Source organism: Pseudomonas sp. GM80 (assembly GCF_000282515.1).
GTDB lineage: Bacteria > Pseudomonadota > Gammaproteobacteria > Pseudomonadales > Pseudomonadaceae > Aquipseudomonas.
Genome location: NZ_AKJD01000038.1, coordinates 20,627 through 37,197, shown reverse-complemented (window position 1 = coordinate 37,197; position 16,571 = coordinate 20,627). Strand labels below are relative to the sequence as shown.

Sequence of the window (16,571 nt, the reverse complement as noted above, 5' to 3'; positions counted from 1 at the left end):
CTTTGCTTTTGATGGAAATTGAGATGACCGACCAGACTACCCGCCTGCCGATCCGCCGCGCCTTGATCAGCGTTTCCGACAAGACCGGGATCCTCGAATTCGCCAAGGAGCTTGAAGCCCTGGGCGTCGAGATCCTCTCCACCGGCGGGACGTTCAAGCTGCTGCGTGACAACGGCGTTGCCGCAGTGGAAGTCGCGGATTACACCGGTTTCGCCGAGATGATGGACGGTCGGGTGAAAACCCTGCACCCGAAAATCCACGGCGGCATCCTCGGTCGTCGCGGTATCGACGACGCAATCATGAGCGAGCACGGCATCAAGCCGATCGATCTGGTGGCAGTCAACCTGTACCCGTTCGAAGCTACCATCAACAAGCCAGGCTGCGACCTGCCGACCGCGATCGAGAACATCGACATCGGCGGCCCGACCATGGTCCGTTCGGCAGCGAAAAACCACAAAGACGTCGCGATCGTGGTGAATGCCAGCGATTACGCCAGCGTGCTGGAAGGCCTCAAGGCCGGCGGCCTGACCTACGCTCAGCGTTTCGACCTGATGCTCAAGGCCTTCGAACACACCGCTGCCTACGACGGCATGATCGCCAACTACATGGGCACCGTGAACCAGGCCGCTGAAACCCTGAGCACTGAAGGTCGCAGCGAATTTCCGCGCACCTTCAACAGCCAGTTCATCAAGGCGCAGGAAATGCGCTACGGCGAGAACCCGCACCAGAGCGCGGCGTTCTACGTGGAAGCCAAGCCTGCCGAAGTCGGCATCGCCACCGCGACCCAACTGCAAGGCAAAGAGCTGTCGTACAACAACGTGGCCGACACTGACGCTGCGCTGGAATGCGTGAAGAGCTTTGTCAAACCAGCCTGCGTCATCGTCAAGCACGCCAACCCGTGCGGCGTGGCGGTCAGCCCGGACGCTGAAGGCGGCATCCGTCAGGCCTACGAACTGGCTTGCGCCACCGACACCGAGTCGGCGTTCGGCGGCATCATCGCTTTCAACCGTGAACTGGATGCCGAGACCGCCAAGGCGATCGTCGAGCGTCAGTTCGTGGAAGTGATCATCGCCCCAAGCGTCAGCGAAGAAGCCCGCGCCATCGTTGCGGCCAAAGCCAACGTGCGCCTGCTGGCCTGCGGCGAGTGGTCGGCTGACCGCGCTGCAGCGTGGGACTACAAACGCGTCAACGGCGGCCTGCTGGTACAGAGCCGTGACATCGGCATGATCAGCGCCGATGACCTGAAAGTCGTGACCAAACGTGCGCCGACCGAGCAGGAAATCCACGACCTGATCTTCGCCTGGAAAGTTGCCAAGTACGTTAAGTCCAACGCCATCGTCTACGCCAAGAACCGTCAGACCATCGGTGTCGGCGCGGGCCAGATGAGCCGCGTAAACTCGGCGCGTATCGCGGCGATCAAGGCTGAGCACGCTGGTCTGCAAGTGGCCGGTTCGGTGATGGCCTCGGACGCGTTCTTCCCGTTCCGCGACGGTCTGGATAACGCGGCCAAGGTCGGTATCACTGCGGTGATCCAGCCGGGCGGCTCGATGCGTGACAACGAAGTGATTGCTGCGGCTGACGAGGCCGGCATCGCTATGGTGTTCACCGGCATGCGCCACTTCCGTCACTGATTCCCCGCTCCCTCTGCACGCAGGAGCCATGTAGGAGCTGACGAGTAAAACGAGGCTGCGATCTTTTGATCTTGTTTTTGAAAAGCAAGATCAAAAGATCGCAGCCTTCGGCAGCTCCTACAGGGTTTGAATGCTGAGGTTTGGTAGCGTCCACAGAATTTTGAGGTTTTTGAAATGAATGTTTTGATCATTGGCAGCGGTGGCCGTGAACACGCCCTGGCCTGGAAAGTGGCTCAGGATCCGCGCGTGCAGAAGGTTTTTGTCGCGCCGGGCAACGCTGGCACCGCCATTGAAGCCAAGTGCGAGAACGTCGCCATCGACGTGCTGGCCCTTGAGCAACTGGCCGACTTCGCCGAGAAAAACGTTGCCCTGACCATCGTCGGCCCGGAAGTGCCGCTGGTGGCTGGCGTTGTTGACCTGTTCCGCGCCCGTGGTCTGGATTGCTTCGGCCCGACTGCCGGCGCTGCACAGCTGGAAGGTTCGAAAGCCTTCACCAAGGATTTCCTCGCCCGTCACAAGATTCCGACTGCCGACTACCAGAACTTCACCGAGATCGAGCCGGCCCTGGCTTACCTGCGTGAAAAAGGCGCACCGATCGTGATCAAGGCCGATGGCCTGGCCGCCGGTAAAGGCGTGATCGTCGCCATGACTCTGGCTGAAGCCGAGGACGCGGTGCGCGACATGCTCGCTGGCAACGCTTTCGGTGACGCCGGTTCACGCGTGGTCATCGAAGAATTCCTCGACGGCGAAGAAGCGTCGTTCATCGTCATGGTCGACGGCAAAAACGTTTTGCCGATGGCCACCAGCCAGGACCACAAACGTGTTGGCGACGGCGACAGTGGCCCGAACACGGGCGGCATGGGTGCTTACTCCCCTGCCCCGGTGGTCACCGCCGACGTACACAAACGCGTGATGGATCTGGTGATCTGGCCGACCGTGCGCGGCATGGCTGAAGAAGGTAACGTCTACACCGGCTTCCTGTATGCCGGTCTGATGATCGACAAGGCCGGTAACCCGAAAGTCATCGAGTTCAACTGCCGCTTCGGCGACCCGGAAACCCAACCGGTGATGCTGCGTCTGCAATCGAGCCTGGTGCTGCTGGTCGAAGCCGCGCTGGCGCAAGCGCTGGACAAGGTTGAAGCGCAGTGGGATCCACGCCCGAGCGTCGGCATCGTACTGGCCGCCGGCGGTTACCCGGGCGACTACGCCAAGGGCGCGGCGATCAACGGTCTGGATGCAGCGGCGAAGCTGGAAGGTAAAGTCTTCCACGCCGGTACCGCACTGAAAGACGGCAACGTCGTCACCGCCGGCGGTCGCGTACTCTGTGCCACCGCGATGGGTGCAAGCGTGGGTGAAGCTCAGCAGCAAGCGTACAAGCTGGCAGCGGCCATCGACTGGGAAGGCTGCTTCTATCGCAAGGACATTGGCTACCGCGCCATTGCCCGTGAACGTGGCGAAACCCAGGAATAAGCTGTCGATCAGGCCCGGCAAGGGAGGCTATTCCCTGCCGGGCTGTTCCGCCGCCGCGCATCGTTATATTCTGGCATCAACCTACGAAGGGATTTCGCCGTGCGCTGGCTCAGGATTGCCATAAGCTTCACCGTCACGCTGCTGACTTTGCTCTGCATGCTTCCGGCCCAGGCCGCGCAAGGCAGTGGCTGGTCGGTATTGCTTGACGATCAGGGCAATTTGCAACTTAGCGACATCCGTTCCGCCCGCTACACCAATCAATTCAGCCCCATTGAGCTTGATCGCCTCACCGCGTCCGAGCCCAATGGCGCACAGTGGCTGCGCTTTCGGTTGGCACCGGGCAAGCATGAACAAGTGCTGCGTATCTTTGCCCCCGACCTGTCGCAGCTCAGTCTGTACGTGCTCGACGGCGACAAGCTGATCGAACAACGCAACACCGGCACCGACCAGCCCCAGGCCGAACGGCCGTTGCCGAGCAGCGACTTCCTGCTGGCGCTGCCGCAAAGCGACAAACCCCTCGATATCTATTTGCGCATGGTCTCCGACCATCAGTTGCGCCCGCACGTCACCCTGCAATCGGCGGTGATGAGCGCAGCCAATCACAACCAGACGCTGATCTTCGGCCTGCTGTTCGGCTGCCTTGGCATGCTGCTGTTGCACAACCTGGTGCGCTACGCCTATTCGCGCTCGCGCAGCAGTCTGTGGCTGGCGGTTTGCGAAGGCCTGCTGGGGCTCAGTCTGCTGCTGCTGCTTAACCTCGCCGGCCCCTGGCTGCCGAACTGGCATGCAATCCAGACGCCGGGCGCCTACCTGGCCCTGCTGCTGACGGCCCCGGCCGGGTTGATGTTTGCCTACCGCTTCTTCGCCCCGCTCGGCCCGCACCCGCTGAACAAGCTGCTGTTGGGCGACATCCTGTTTATCGTGACATGCAGCCTGCTGTTGTTATTCGTCAACACGCTGCCGCTGAACATCATCACCTACGCGCTGGTGGCATTGGCCGGGCTGAGCATGTTGTTCGTTGCGTTTTATCACTGGCAGAAGGGCTACCGCCCGGCGCGCCTGTTCGTCGCCGCCATGGTCGTGTTCAACATCGGCACGCTGATCATCCTGCCTGCGCTGCTGGGGCTGACACTGGTGTCGCCACAGGGACTGATCATGACGCTGATGGCGTTCATCTGCATCAGCGGCCTGCTGATGAGCATCGCCCTCGGCGAACGTCAGCGCAGCATTACCGAAAGCCGCTTCAGCGTCAGCCGCGACCTTGCCGCGAGCAACGCCGAAATCAACGCCAAGGCCGAATTCCTCGCCAAGATCAGCCACGAAATCCGCACGCCGATGAACGGCGTGCTGGGCATGACGGAACTGCTGCTGGGCACGCCGCTGTCGGTCAAGCAACGCGACTACGTGCAGACCATTCACAGCGCCGGCAACGAGCTGCTGACATTGATCAACGAGATCCTCGACATCTCCAAACTCGAGTCAGGGCAGATTGAACTCGATGACGTGCAGTTCGACCTCAACGCCCTGATTGACGATTGCCTGAGCATCTACCGCGCCAAGGCCGAACAGCAGAATGTCGAGCTGATCAGTTTCATCCAGCCGCAAGTGCCGCGCGTGATCAGCGGCGACCCGACGCGTCTGCGCCAGACACTGTTGAGCCTGCTGGAAAACGCCCTGAAGAAAACCGAGGAAGGTGAAGTGCTGATCGTCGTCGCCCTCGACGAGCGCAGCAGCAAACCGCGTCTGCGTATCGCTGTGCAGGACAGCGGCGCACCGATGGAACAGGAAGAGCGCGACGCGCTGATGCACGCCGAACTGCACAGCAAGCACTTCCTCTCGGCCAACCGTCTGGGCGGTAACCTCGGCCTGGTCATCGCCCGCCAGTTGATTCGTTTGATGCATGGCGAATTCGGCATCAAGAGCGGCGCCACTCAGGGCAGCACCTTGTGGCTGACCCTGCCGCTCGATCCTGATCGCCTCGAACACCCGACCTCTGACCTCGACAGCCCGCTGCAAGGCGCGCGCGTGTTGGTGGTCGACGACAACGACACGTGCCGCAAAGTGCTGGTCCAGCAGTGCAGCGCCTGGGGCCTGAATGTCAGTGCCGTGCCGTCGGGCAAGGAAGCGCTGGCGCTGTTGCGCACCAAGGCGCACCTGCGCGATTACTTCGACGTGGTGCTGCTCGATCAGAACATGCCCGGCATGACCGGCATGCAACTGGCCGCCAAAATCAAGGAAGACCCGAGCCTCAATCACGACATCCTGCTGATCATGCTCACCGGCATCAGCAATGCGCCGAGCAAGATCATCGCGCGCAACTCGGGGATCAAGCGCATTCTGGCCAAACCAGTGGCCGGGTATACCCTCAAGACCACGCTGGCGGACGAGCTCAACCAGCGCAACAAAGGTCAGGTGGTGTTCCAGCCGCAGGTGGTGACCGCCGCCACGGCCGCCAAAGTACCCAGCGACTTCCGCATCCTCGTCGCCGAAGACAACACGATTTCGACCAAGGTGATTCGCGGCATGCTCGGCAAGCTCAACCTGCAGCCGGACACCGCCAGCAACGGCGAAGAAGCCCTGCAAGCGATGAAAGCCCAGCGTTACGACCTGGTGCTGATGGACTGCGAAATGCCGATCCTCGACGGGTTCTCCGCCACCCAGCAACTCCGCGCCTGGGAAGTCAGCAATCAGCGTATCCGCACGCCGATCGTCGCGCTGACCGCGCACATCCTCGCCGAACACAAGGAACGTGCACGCCAGGCCGGGATGGACGGGCACATGTCCAAACCGGTGGAGTTGTCGCAATTGCGTGAGTTGATCGAGCATTGGGTGGCTGAGCGCGATCAGCAGAATCGAGCGACAACCCAACCGTCGTAGCGCCTGATAGACTCCCCCACGACTACCCTCGCCAGTGAGCCAGCACCATGCTCCACGTGTTGTTCAGTGTTTACCTGAAGATGCTGGTGCTCTACAGCCCGTTCTTCGTGTTGTCGTGCTTCATTACCCTCACCCGTGGTTATTCACGCAAGGAACAACGGCGCCTGGCCTGGAAAGTGGCCCTCGCCACGCTGATCTCCAGTGTCCTGCTGTACTTGTTCGGGCGGGTGATTTTCGACGTCTTCGGCATTACCGTTGACGCGTTCCGGATCGGCGCCGGTAGCGTGCTGTTCATTTCGGCGCTGGGCATGGCGCAGGGCAAATCAGCGGTGCAGGCCGATAACGTGCAGCAGGACGTGACCATCGTGCCGCTGACCATTCCGATCACGGTCGGCCCCGGCACCATCGGGGCGCTGTTGGTGATGGGCGTGAGCCAGCCGCACTGGGACGACAAGCTCACGGCAATTCTGAGTATTGTGCTGGCCAGTTTCACCGTCGGCGTGGTGCTGTACCTGTCGAACCGGATCGAGAGAATTCTCGGCGATCAGGGTCTGCAGATCGTCAGCCGTTTGATGGGCCTGTTTGTCTGTGCGCTGGCCGCGCAAATCATCTTCACCGGGGTCAAAGGCTACCTGGTGCCATAAGCCCCGAACGTCGAGGTGTGTCGTCACGCGACAGGTCAGTGCTTTTCGCTAAACAACGGGCCGATCTCGACCGAGGGTGGATGTAACTCAGCCGCCAGCCACTCCCGCGTGTCGGCTCTGAATTCGTCGTATAAAGCCTGATTGAAACGGGCCGAATAACCACGGCGAATGACGTTGCCGACGGGCGTGTGCCGCGCAGCCCCACTCTCCCAATAACACGGGTCAATTTTGCCTTGCGTGTCGAATGACACGGACACCATGCCGAGAAAACCACCCGCCTCGACCACCCCGGCCATTGCCCTGAACCGCACGCTCCCGGCCTCTGCGGACAAGCAATGACGCTTGAGGCTTTGCATCAGCGCCGCATCGCTGGAGGCTGACGCCAGCCTGCGCAAAGCCGCCGAGATCAACAGCCCCTGCCCGGAAGGCAAATGGGTTTCAGCCAACTCGAGCATTTCCTCTTGGCCTGAAACAGTCGACTCCGGCCCCAAAAGGGCTAGATCAGTCTGCTGCTCGGCGAAAAAACTCCAGCCACAGGCCGACAGGATCCCCGAGTAGATGTCGAACCACCGTGAATCCTGCACCCCCTGCGGCACATCTTCGTCAGCCGCCAGCCGGGCAAATGCCAACGTGTCCAGCACATCCTGTTTGATCGTCGACGGCAAGGCGCTGGATACCACCAGAAGCACGCCCGCATTGACATAAACCGAGTAGTTCATCTATTTGCTCCGATAACTGCCGGCGATAGTGCCGGCAGCCTGTCTCTACGGATTACTTGGTTTTACGGCGCTGGAAGCGTTTGCTCAGTGCGGCCTTGAAGTGCTCGCCCAGGTACTCTTCAAGATCGCCTTTCAAGTCTGCATAACGCAACGGATTGAAAGTGATGTAAGCACTGCCGCGAAAGATGCTGCGATTGGTTGTTTTCCAGTTGAAAAACAACGGCGAAGTTTCATTCCCGCCGCCCACACTGTCGATCGACGACAGCGACGTCAGGATAATTCCATTCTTTAGTTGATCGCACGGCATTACCGCAAGCCGAACACCTTTATCCTTGGTCACTTCACGGTTCAGCAGATTGATAGCTTCCGGCTCTTTCTTCAAGGCATCCAGGGTCGAGTCGGTAATTGCCGAGAGCACTGTTGCCCCCGGAATGGCCGCTTTGGCTGCCGCGATGCCGGCCTTGACAATATCAACCACAATATTATCCATGGTCAGTTGCTGGGTGCTTTTCTTGTATACCGAATAACCGGAGTCGGCCACGAAGCAGCCGGCATCTTCCATGCATTGTACAAAGGCGCGGTACCACGCTTCAGGATCGTTCCCAGGAACTTCAAAGTTGGCTTCAAGCTTGGAGAACTTGATGATGTTTTCGATGATCGCCATGTTCTCCAGAGAGATATTGTCACCGTAACCCACCAGGGTATTGGCCAATACGATAGCGTCCAGATCCTTGGTCGGGCTGTTTGGATCCACGGCGCCGAACGCCTGCACACGGGCGCTACGGAAAACTTCCACAGGCAGCGACTGGCGTTTGCCAATACGTGCCTTGACCAGTGCGTTGCTTTCTTTACACGAAATCTTGCATTCCATAAAAATTCAAACTCCTTTTGATTAATAACGCATCGAAGTGACAGCGCAAAACGAAACTAACCCATCAAACAAAAACCAACAACATCAAGTTAATTCACAATGTTATTAACCACCCTAGAACGCCAACACAACCAACAAATAATTTCTCACAACAACTTCAAGCCAGAAATAGTAATACTTGCCAATATCAACCACAACAAACAGCCACCACACCGAACAGAACTTAACCCTAAAGAGAAAACAATGAACAACGAAACACCAACGGGCATCCTCGAAAACCACAACTTGATCTCGCTCATCGGAAGCCTGCCGATAGAAGATTATGACTATCTGACGGATTGCACTCGCATCGTAACAATGCTCTCCGAAAGAAGTACCAGTCGTTTTGGCGATTCTCTGGAGTGGGCTCAAGAGTACTATTCCAACCTGCAATATTTTGGATGGAAAGCCTTGGACGGGGGGCGATATACAGAGACCCAAAAACACAATATCTCCGGGACCATCGCCGATCATTTGGTGCAAAATATTGAATTATTCAATGGCCGCCCTCAGGGAAACGCGATGATTGATACCTTGGACGCATTGAGTTCGGACGAGACGGCCCTGGTTTCATTCGATAAAGAGAGTTCCATGGGGCGGCGCTTTCAAGTGGCCCCCACTCATTATGATTCCAAAGGAAATCTTCATCTGGCGGTCTTCCAACTCGAACTGATCAGCAAAGTGAAGCAAAGCAAGTTTCTATTCTGGAAGTGGGAGGAGACCTCGACGACCCTCCTTCAACGCAAGGCTTTTTTTGTTCTTGATCGAAATATCCTTGATGAACAAAAAATGCGTCTATTTGAAGTTTTACGCAAAAAACTGACTGCGCAGCGCTTTGCCTTGCGCAAGAAACGCTCATAAACCGGCCAGGAAAACCCGGTTTGGCGGCGCTGGCCAAACCGGGGCACGCACAATGGCGTCATTTTCAATCGATCAAGGCATCCAGATCGGCAGGCGCCACCTCGACCGAATTGGTCGCACGCCCCACCAGTTCTTCCAGCGACACGCCTGTTGCGGCGGCCCCCAAATCAGCGATCGCCGCGACCAGCGCAGACACAAGCAGCGAGCGATAGCCGGCAAACGCCAGGACAACCTCGCCACGCAAGCTGACATCAGCTGCGCAGGCTTCCCGGATGATCACCGCGTGACCACTGTCCGGTTCGATCAGCACCAGATGTTCGCCAACGATGCTCAGCAGCAACTTGCCGGGATCATCCAGCTCCCAGATCAACTTGCCGGGAATCGCTGGCTTACCGGCCAAGGCCGGTCGGCAATCGAGCACCAGCGAATCCAGCCTCAGCCAGGCTCCCCGCGACAGTCGATACGTCACGGCGCCCTGCCCCAGGCGCAATACCAGGGTTTTGACATCGTCGGGAAGCAAAGGTAAAACATCGCCGATCAACTGCTGACCTTCCAGCGTCATCACGTCAGTGTCACGTCGAGCATAAGGCAGTGGCCCGATTCGGGTTTCGCCCGGAAAGGCTTGAACCATACCCCGCGCCGGGTCATGGAGCATCAGTGCATGGCCTTGCTGCCGCGTCCCAAGCAAAGCACTGGAAGGCTGCACCAACGCACGATCAACCCCGAGCAACTGCCCGCTGGCGGCGACGTACCATTGGACTTTCTGCGGCGTGTCGACGGACAGGAAATCCACGTGTCGATGGGAGTTCGCCAGTGCCGCAAGGTCAGCCAGCAACCTGTCTTCATGCGTCGAAACCCATTGGCTTTCGACGCCGGTCAGCAACGCGGGCTGGTCCTGTTGCAAGGTCAACATCAGACCTTGCGCGGTAACGCCTCTAAGCTCTGCCCCCTTGGCCGTCACGTCGATAAAATGCCAATCCACCCACCGCCGTTGCGGTGCCGGCAACCTGTCAGCCTGTAACAGCCGAGTCCCCTGACCGAACGCTGCTGACAGTCGATCAGCCGCGATGAAACCCTGGCGATAGATGACACCGCTATCAACCTCGAACAACCAGGCGGCCTGCCGGTCCGGCGTAAACCCGAGCAGACGAACATGAGCACCCGGCCCCAGGTCGGCGAGCAACAAACGATCGTCGACGTACCAGGCACACAACTTTGCATCACCGGCGGCGTTGCTCAATCCCAGCAGCGCAAAACGGGTAACGGGGTGTTGCGCCGCGACCTCTGCCAAGTGCGTCCACCACTCAGGGCGCTGTTTGAACCACGATTCGGCCAGGCCACTGAGCGACAGCTGACCATCATTCGTCACGTCGAAGCACAGCCCGTTCTCACTCAGCGCCACGTAACCGTGGTCTGTGGCCAGAATGTTTTGCAACCCGTCGACCCAGATATTTGCCTGCGACCAGTGTGCCCCCGCTTGCGCGCTCTGATTGCGCTGCAAGCGCAACAGGCGTTTGTGCAGTTTGTCGTAGACGACGAACAAATCCTGCTGCCCGCCTGACGGCACTATCAACAACAGGTCCTGCATATTCTTGATCGAGTCGGCCCAACCGCGAGCATGGTGCCGACGCGCCGGCGGACGAATGATCAAACGATCCTCATGACGCACCCACGCCATATCGCGCTGGTTCGAATCGATCGCCCAGCAGACCGAGACGATTGGCGCCGGCTGCCAATTGACGACGACAGCGGTTGCGGTGTGTTCGCGCTCGCGCAATTTATAGAATTCACCGAGCACCAGCGACCAGTCGGACAACGTCGGTGTCGCACTGAAAAGCGCCTGCAATGCACTGTCCGGCCCGCGTACCAATGAAGTCAGATACACCTCGCCATCGCGGATCAGGTAGCTCAGCACATCTGCAGCCTGACCGGCGCGAGGTATCTCCTGCGTCACCTGTACGGCGCCACCGGCAACAGGCTCGCAGCGAGTGATGCGGCTGCCCGTGACGCTCGCCAGCAGACGGTAGTGATGGCTGATCAGACCGGTGACGACATCGACCTGCCAGACCAGGAAACTGTCGGGTTGATAAAAGAACGCATCCTGGCCCATGACCATACCCAATTGGGCCTCATCGGCTGACGGCAGGTCTTCATCGCGAATGTAGATGAAGCGATCCTCCCGGGCGTCGTAGAACGCCGTCGTGTCGCGCGGTTGGCCAGGGTCTTCGAAGGGCACCCGATAGTTATGCACCGGCGTATAGGGCAACGCCAGGCGATGCTCATGGGCGAGTTTCTTGAAGTGCCCATGCAGCGTGCGCGGGTCCATCATGCCCGGCTGCAGATCTGCTGAAACCAGCAGCAGCGTCTGCTGCGTGAAGTCGATACGCAGGACCTGATCGGCCAGTTTGAGGCTGACCTCATGCAGATTGACGTCGTCGAAGCACAGGCTCATCTCACCGATATCCAGCCGGTCGCCGGACAAGCTGACATCGGCTTGCGTCGCCCAGCTCGCCAGCAATGTCCAGCGTGTGGTGGCCATATGAGTGCCGGCGAATGACAGGCTGACCCCGGGATTGAGCAACAAAGTACACGGCGCTCCACAGCCCTCAATGTCGTAACTGATCAAGCCGTGCCAGTTTTTCGGCAACACCGGCACCACCAGCGTTCGTTCGACAGTGTCCAGCCGCACTTCAATCGATGAGGGTTTGTAGACCGGCGCCATGTCTGCGACCAGATACTCACTTGGAAACGAGTAGAACGAGAACAAAAACCTGCGTTTTCCATCAGCCCCGGGCTCCTCCAGGCGGCGCGCCAGGTCAAAACCTTCAGCGTGCTTTTCATTGGCGAACGGAAAGGCTTTGTAGCCGTAGCCATACCAGGTTTTCGGCGTACAGGGCAGGACGATCAAGTCGCCCGCCTGCGGCGAAAAAGCCAACGTCTGCGGCAACTCCAGGCCTTGGCGAATATCCACACTACGGGTGAAATCAACCTCGTAGTCCGGAACCCCGAAATGATCACGCAGCGGAAACAGTTGAGGGCTGCCCAGACGTAGCTGACCGGTCAGCAGGTCAACGGACTCGACCACCAACGAGGCGTGGGCCGACCACGCCTTGCTCTGCGGATCCAGTCGATAACCGCCCTGCCGCACGGCTTTATCGAACTCGTAAAAGAACAACCCGACTTGTCTGGCCCGTTCAAAAATACCGGCGAATCCTTCAACCAATGCGCCGACACCGATGGCCAGTCCGCCCAGAATCACCCCGGCGCCGCCGAGCACCGCCGCCGCCGTGCCTGCGCCGGCGGCTGCCGCGATCAGTCCGGAACCGGTAACCAGCAAACTGGCGGAGTCAAACGCCAGTTGGGTGCCGAAGCGCGCCTTCTCGGCATCACTGCCCGCCTCGCTCAACTGATAGATATCAAACCCGACGTTGGCCAGCCCCAATACTGCGCCAACGCCTTCGCCGGCGACGTGCCCAAGGGCTTCGCCGATCACCGATGTACTGGTCTGGGCGATGAGTTTTTCCTGCGCCAGCGCCTGACGCACCAATTGGATGACACCGGCGATATCCACCAGGTTGCCGTGCAGCAACTGCGCGTAGTTGATGTAGGCGTGCAAACGCACCGCCGTGGTCAGCTCCCGCGTATCACCCTCGCGCGAACGCAGTGCATGCATCAATGCCTGAATGGTAAACCCGGCGTTGAGGGTGTGGACGCTGCCGGCTTCGGTCGGATCCGGCGGACTGCCAGCGGACACAGGCTGTCGGGCGAGACTGGCAAAACGCTCGCTCAAGAACTGTTTGATGCGCAAGAACCCATGATCGCGGGTGGTGACTTTCACCCACTGCTGCGGATCCTCGAGGTTGACCAGGCTGAGGTGATAGTCACCCGTCGGCGTCACTTCCAGCGAATCAAACACCGGCGCAAAGCTTGCTGTCAGTTGGTTGTCGATTTGCAGTCGGCGGGTGGCCTGCTCGATCTGTTGTGCCCACCAGTGACCGTCCAGATCACGCAGGCTGTTGCCCAGATTGATGTTGTTCACCAGCGACTGCCCGCGCGCACTGGTCAGGCGCTGGCGCCCGGGCAACAGCGGCCTTTCGCGCAGTGCTCCCGGCGCCAGCAGTTCGTTCACCTGCAACCCCGACGGCACGACGAGCGCCCCGACGCGTTCAGCATTCAGCTCGATCAGATCAAATGTCGGTGCGGACAATTCGCCGAACGTGGCGTAGTGACGAGCCATTTCATGCTCAATGAAAAAGCGTTCCAGCGCCTCGCGAAACGGCTGCGCCTGGGCAAATTCGAAGACGCCAAAGTTGGGATCGTAAAAGTGATAGGCGCTGCCCTCGCCAGTCCGCGTTTTAGCGACCAGCATGGCGTGATTGTCAGAGTTGAGCATGATCGTGCGAGTAGCATCGGCGTCCTCCAGCAGGCCCACCACCTGCTCCAGCGTTGAACGCTCAAGGGCGCTGCCGGAATCAGCCAGGCTTTCATCGCGCAATTCTTCAAGTACTTGCAAAAACGCCATCGAGTCGCGATCAGAAGGCTCGATCACGCCCAGGTAGAAACGCTCGCGCAGGGTGTTCATGGCGTCAGCGCCCTGATGCAGGGCAGCCGCCATCACTAGTGCCAGCGGGTAGCAGCGGCCACCGATGGTGTCGCCCGCTCCTTCCAGCAACAGATCCTGAGGCACCAGTTTGGTGTCGGCACCGTGGAAGCTGTCGAGCACATCACTCAGGCGCTCGACGATACGGTCGCGAAACTCGAGCTTCGCCACCTGCTGGATGCGCGCGACATGTTCCCCCCACTGACTCAGTGTCAGTGGTTGCTCCAGCGCATACTTCTTCAACGCCAATGCCGTTTCATCATGGGCCGGAGGCGAGGCCGGCGGGCGTTTCAGCCCGGCGAGAAACGCCGGTGCCTGACGCTTGAACAGCTCACGCTCGATGACCGCATAACGATTTGAGATGCCCAGCTCCGAAACACCGTTGGCGATGTTATCGAGTTCCACGACAAGCGCTTCAAAGCTGTGTTTGTCCAGGCTCGGCGCACCCAGCAACGAGCCGAGCAACAGGCGCTGGCAAGGACTGAGTTGCTCTAGCCCGAACGTGCCCTTGGCGTATCGCTGCAGGAATTCATCCAGTGGCAGATCGCGGGTCTCTGCGGTAGCGCCTGAAGCAGGGGCGAAGACGTTGGCCTTCTGCGCGACAATGGCCTGACGCTGATCAAAACCCAGCGGCACCAGACGGGCAAAGCCCACGGTGCCGGTGAAGCCTTCACGCATCGCCCGCAAGAAAGGTTCGCCAAGCCCTTCGGCGAGGTCCTGAAGGATATCGGTTGCCAGCACATAACGACCTTCGATGACGGGCCAGCCTTCATCGAATTCGATGCTCTGGCGTTTGAGCAGCTCAGCGACATCGCCGACATAGCGGGCCTTGAATACGCCTTCCTGCGATTTTTTCTGTTCACTCAAACGCCACTGTTCGAAGTCAGAAAACTTCTCGTGCCAGCTGTGATCCTGCTCTTCTTCAGTGAAGTAGTTGAACCCGTCCTGCAACTTCGCCTGCTCGCTGAACACCGCTGCAGCGCGGGGCGTGAAATGGGCTGCTTCGTAGACTGACATCCCCGTGCGCATGACGCCCGGCCCGGTCAAATGAATGGTGCCTTTGGCATTGGGTGTCACCCCTTCGCCAAAGTAACCGAGGAGATCTTGTATTCGAGCCTGAAGGTAGTGCTGAATTTCACGAGGTAGCTCATTAAACCCCGGTGCGCCAACGATCACATCAGTAGCAATCCGAATTTGGGTGTCAACGTCGAGCGCAGGTACTCGCTGCTCAATCAATGCATCTCTGTACTGATCCATCAACTCGTACATGAATCGCACACGCGATGTAACAGCCTCCAAACTCGCCGCGCCTGCGTGAGCGATCAAAAAAGCATTGCTCAAAGCGGAATTATCAACGTAAGCAGCCCGCAATGCGTCTGGAATGGCTACACGAGGTTCGGGGGCGGCAAACACGTCCTTCAACAAAGGGCCGCTGGCAGCAAACGCCTCAATTTCAGGTAATAACTCCGCCGGAATATCCTCTGCATAACTGTTGTAGCGGTCGCGTAAAGCCTGACGACCGGGCATAAAATGCGGGTTACGATCAAGGATCAATTGCAGTACCGCCAGCGCGGGCTTATCTCCCCGGATCATATCGACGTGAACTTCGCCCAGCCTCTTCTTGAACGGCGGCAAGTAATCTACATCGCTGTAAGTTCCGCCTTCATTGAATAACACCTGGTAGCGTAGAACATCGCCCGCCGCCGCCAGATTGCCACGCATGTTCAATTCACGTTCATAGATATCCACAAGCGGGAATGAATAGTCCTTCTCACGCACATCAACTAACCGCAAAAAATCCTGGTTCATGGCCTGCAGTGTCACCAGGTTCTTCTGCCGCAACTCTCGTAGCCTTGTTTCGTCCTGACCGTAAGCACGTACCAGCAAGTCTATTCGCGCTTCATCGGCGCCAGATTTTCCCGCCTGCACATGCTCGAACAGTTGTAGTTTCAAAACTTCCAGACGCGCTTCGTAGAGATCGGCCAAATCATATCCCGCGGAAACGCTTGCGCCTCCGGCCGCCATGGCATCAGCCTTTGCCGCTTCCACCACAATCCGATTGGTTTCATGAACCAGCAGTGCATCACTGTCGTACCAAAGCTTGAAGGCATAGCCTTCGGGGCCCAGCACCTGCGTCCAGACATTGATGTAATCACGCTGGATATCGCCGATCCCGCCGCCAAGCCAGACAAAGTGCTGCAACTTCACCACTTCCCTGGCCGAGGCATTCAGTTGCTCGACGCTGTTGGCCAGGCGAGTGGCGTATTCATCGATTCTGTTGCTGATAACCGTCAACTCCGCCTCAGCCTTGGTTTCTTCCGCTACAGGAGCAGCGGGCTCTGTTGAACGTCGACGGCGACCACCAGGAGAATCAGTCAACGAGGCAAGCGCCTGCTGTAACAATCTCAACGGTTCAAGTAATTCAGAGGCCGTATCTGCCGCAACGCAGCCGGCGTAATAACGCAAGATCGCGTCATGCTGCTTACTGCTTTTATAGGCCGACAATGCATCTTCCAGCGTTTGCAGTTTGAAAAGTTCTACAAATTCAACATAGCCGTTCGCCGGCGAGACTTCTGACTCACTCATACACTAAAATCCCTTTTATCAACCATTGACTTGAAGTGACACAAGGCCGCTTTGACCTTTTGAACAAGGAAAAACTATTCCTCCCCGCCAACGCGATCAAGCCACAAGGAATTCAATTGTTTTCAGGAGCACGGCTACATATCGAATCAATAAACAGCGGCATGGAAATACAATAAACAATATGAATTTCAAACCAGCACGCAAATAGCGCTCACAGCGTAAAACAACAAAAACATTACTTACATCTGCAATCAGTCGGAAACAACTTCAATC

At 58.5% G+C, this 16,571-nt stretch carries 8 protein-coding genes; 5 read left to right on the top strand and 3 right to left on the bottom strand.

What is annotated here, in order from left to right; translation table 11 throughout:
* The first annotated feature begins 23 nt into the window (after positions 1 to 23).
* The 4 genes from purH to PMI37_RS03565 all read left to right on the top strand — a co-directional run bounded on the left by purH (position 24) and on the right by PMI37_RS03565 (position 6,622).
* Positions 24 to 1,631 (top strand): bifunctional phosphoribosylaminoimidazolecarboxamide formyltransferase/IMP cyclohydrolase, encoded by a 1,608-nt coding sequence (gene purH, locus PMI37_RS03580; RefSeq protein ID WP_008078178.1) that lies wholly within the window; start codon positions 24 to 26, stop codon positions 1,629 to 1,631.
* Between the two features lie 174 nt (positions 1,632 to 1,805).
* A complete protein-coding gene (gene purD, locus PMI37_RS03575; RefSeq protein WP_008078169.1) occupies positions 1,806 to 3,101 on the top strand; it encodes a phosphoribosylamine--glycine ligase in 1,296 nt (431 codons plus the stop codon).
* 99 nt (positions 3,102 to 3,200) lie between these two features.
* The gene (locus tag PMI37_RS03570) at positions 3,201 to 5,978 is read left to right on the top strand and encodes a hybrid sensor histidine kinase/response regulator (protein WP_008078166.1); all 2,778 of its coding nucleotides are present in this window, start codon (positions 3,201 to 3,203) and stop codon (positions 5,976 to 5,978) included.
* A 47-nt stretch (positions 5,979 to 6,025) separates the two neighbouring features.
* The gene (locus tag PMI37_RS03565; RefSeq protein WP_008078162.1) at positions 6,026 to 6,622 is read left to right on the top strand and encodes a MarC family protein; all 597 of its coding nucleotides are present in this window, start codon (positions 6,026 to 6,028) and stop codon (positions 6,620 to 6,622) included.
* A 35-nt stretch (positions 6,623 to 6,657) separates the two neighbouring features.
* On the opposite strand, the gene PMI37_RS30880 is transcribed toward PMI37_RS03565, so the two are convergent.
* Complete coding sequence (locus PMI37_RS30880) at positions 6,658 to 7,341, bottom strand: hypothetical protein (RefSeq protein WP_008078158.1); 684 nt, start codon at positions 7,339 to 7,341, stop codon at positions 6,658 to 6,660.
* Positions 7,342 to 7,393: 52 nt separating this feature from the next.
* The gene (locus PMI37_RS03555; RefSeq protein WP_008078157.1) at positions 7,394 to 8,212 is read right to left on the bottom strand and encodes a hypothetical protein; all 819 of its coding nucleotides are present in this window, start codon (positions 8,210 to 8,212) and stop codon (positions 7,394 to 7,396) included.
* Between the two features lie 243 nt (positions 8,213 to 8,455).
* On the opposite strand from PMI37_RS03555, the gene PMI37_RS03550 reads away from it, so the two are divergent.
* Complete coding sequence (locus PMI37_RS03550) at positions 8,456 to 9,112, top strand: hypothetical protein (RefSeq protein ID WP_008078154.1); 657 nt, start codon at positions 8,456 to 8,458, stop codon at positions 9,110 to 9,112.
* 64 nt (positions 9,113 to 9,176) lie between these two features.
* Here the strand turns inward: PMI37_RS03550 and PMI37_RS03545 are convergent, their stop codons facing one another.
* Positions 9,177 to 16,298, bottom strand: coding sequence for a TcdA/TcdB pore-forming domain-containing protein (locus PMI37_RS03545; RefSeq protein ID WP_008078153.1), 7,122 nt, complete (start codon positions 16,296 to 16,298; stop codon positions 9,177 to 9,179).
* Positions 16,299 to 16,571 lie beyond the last annotated feature (273 nt).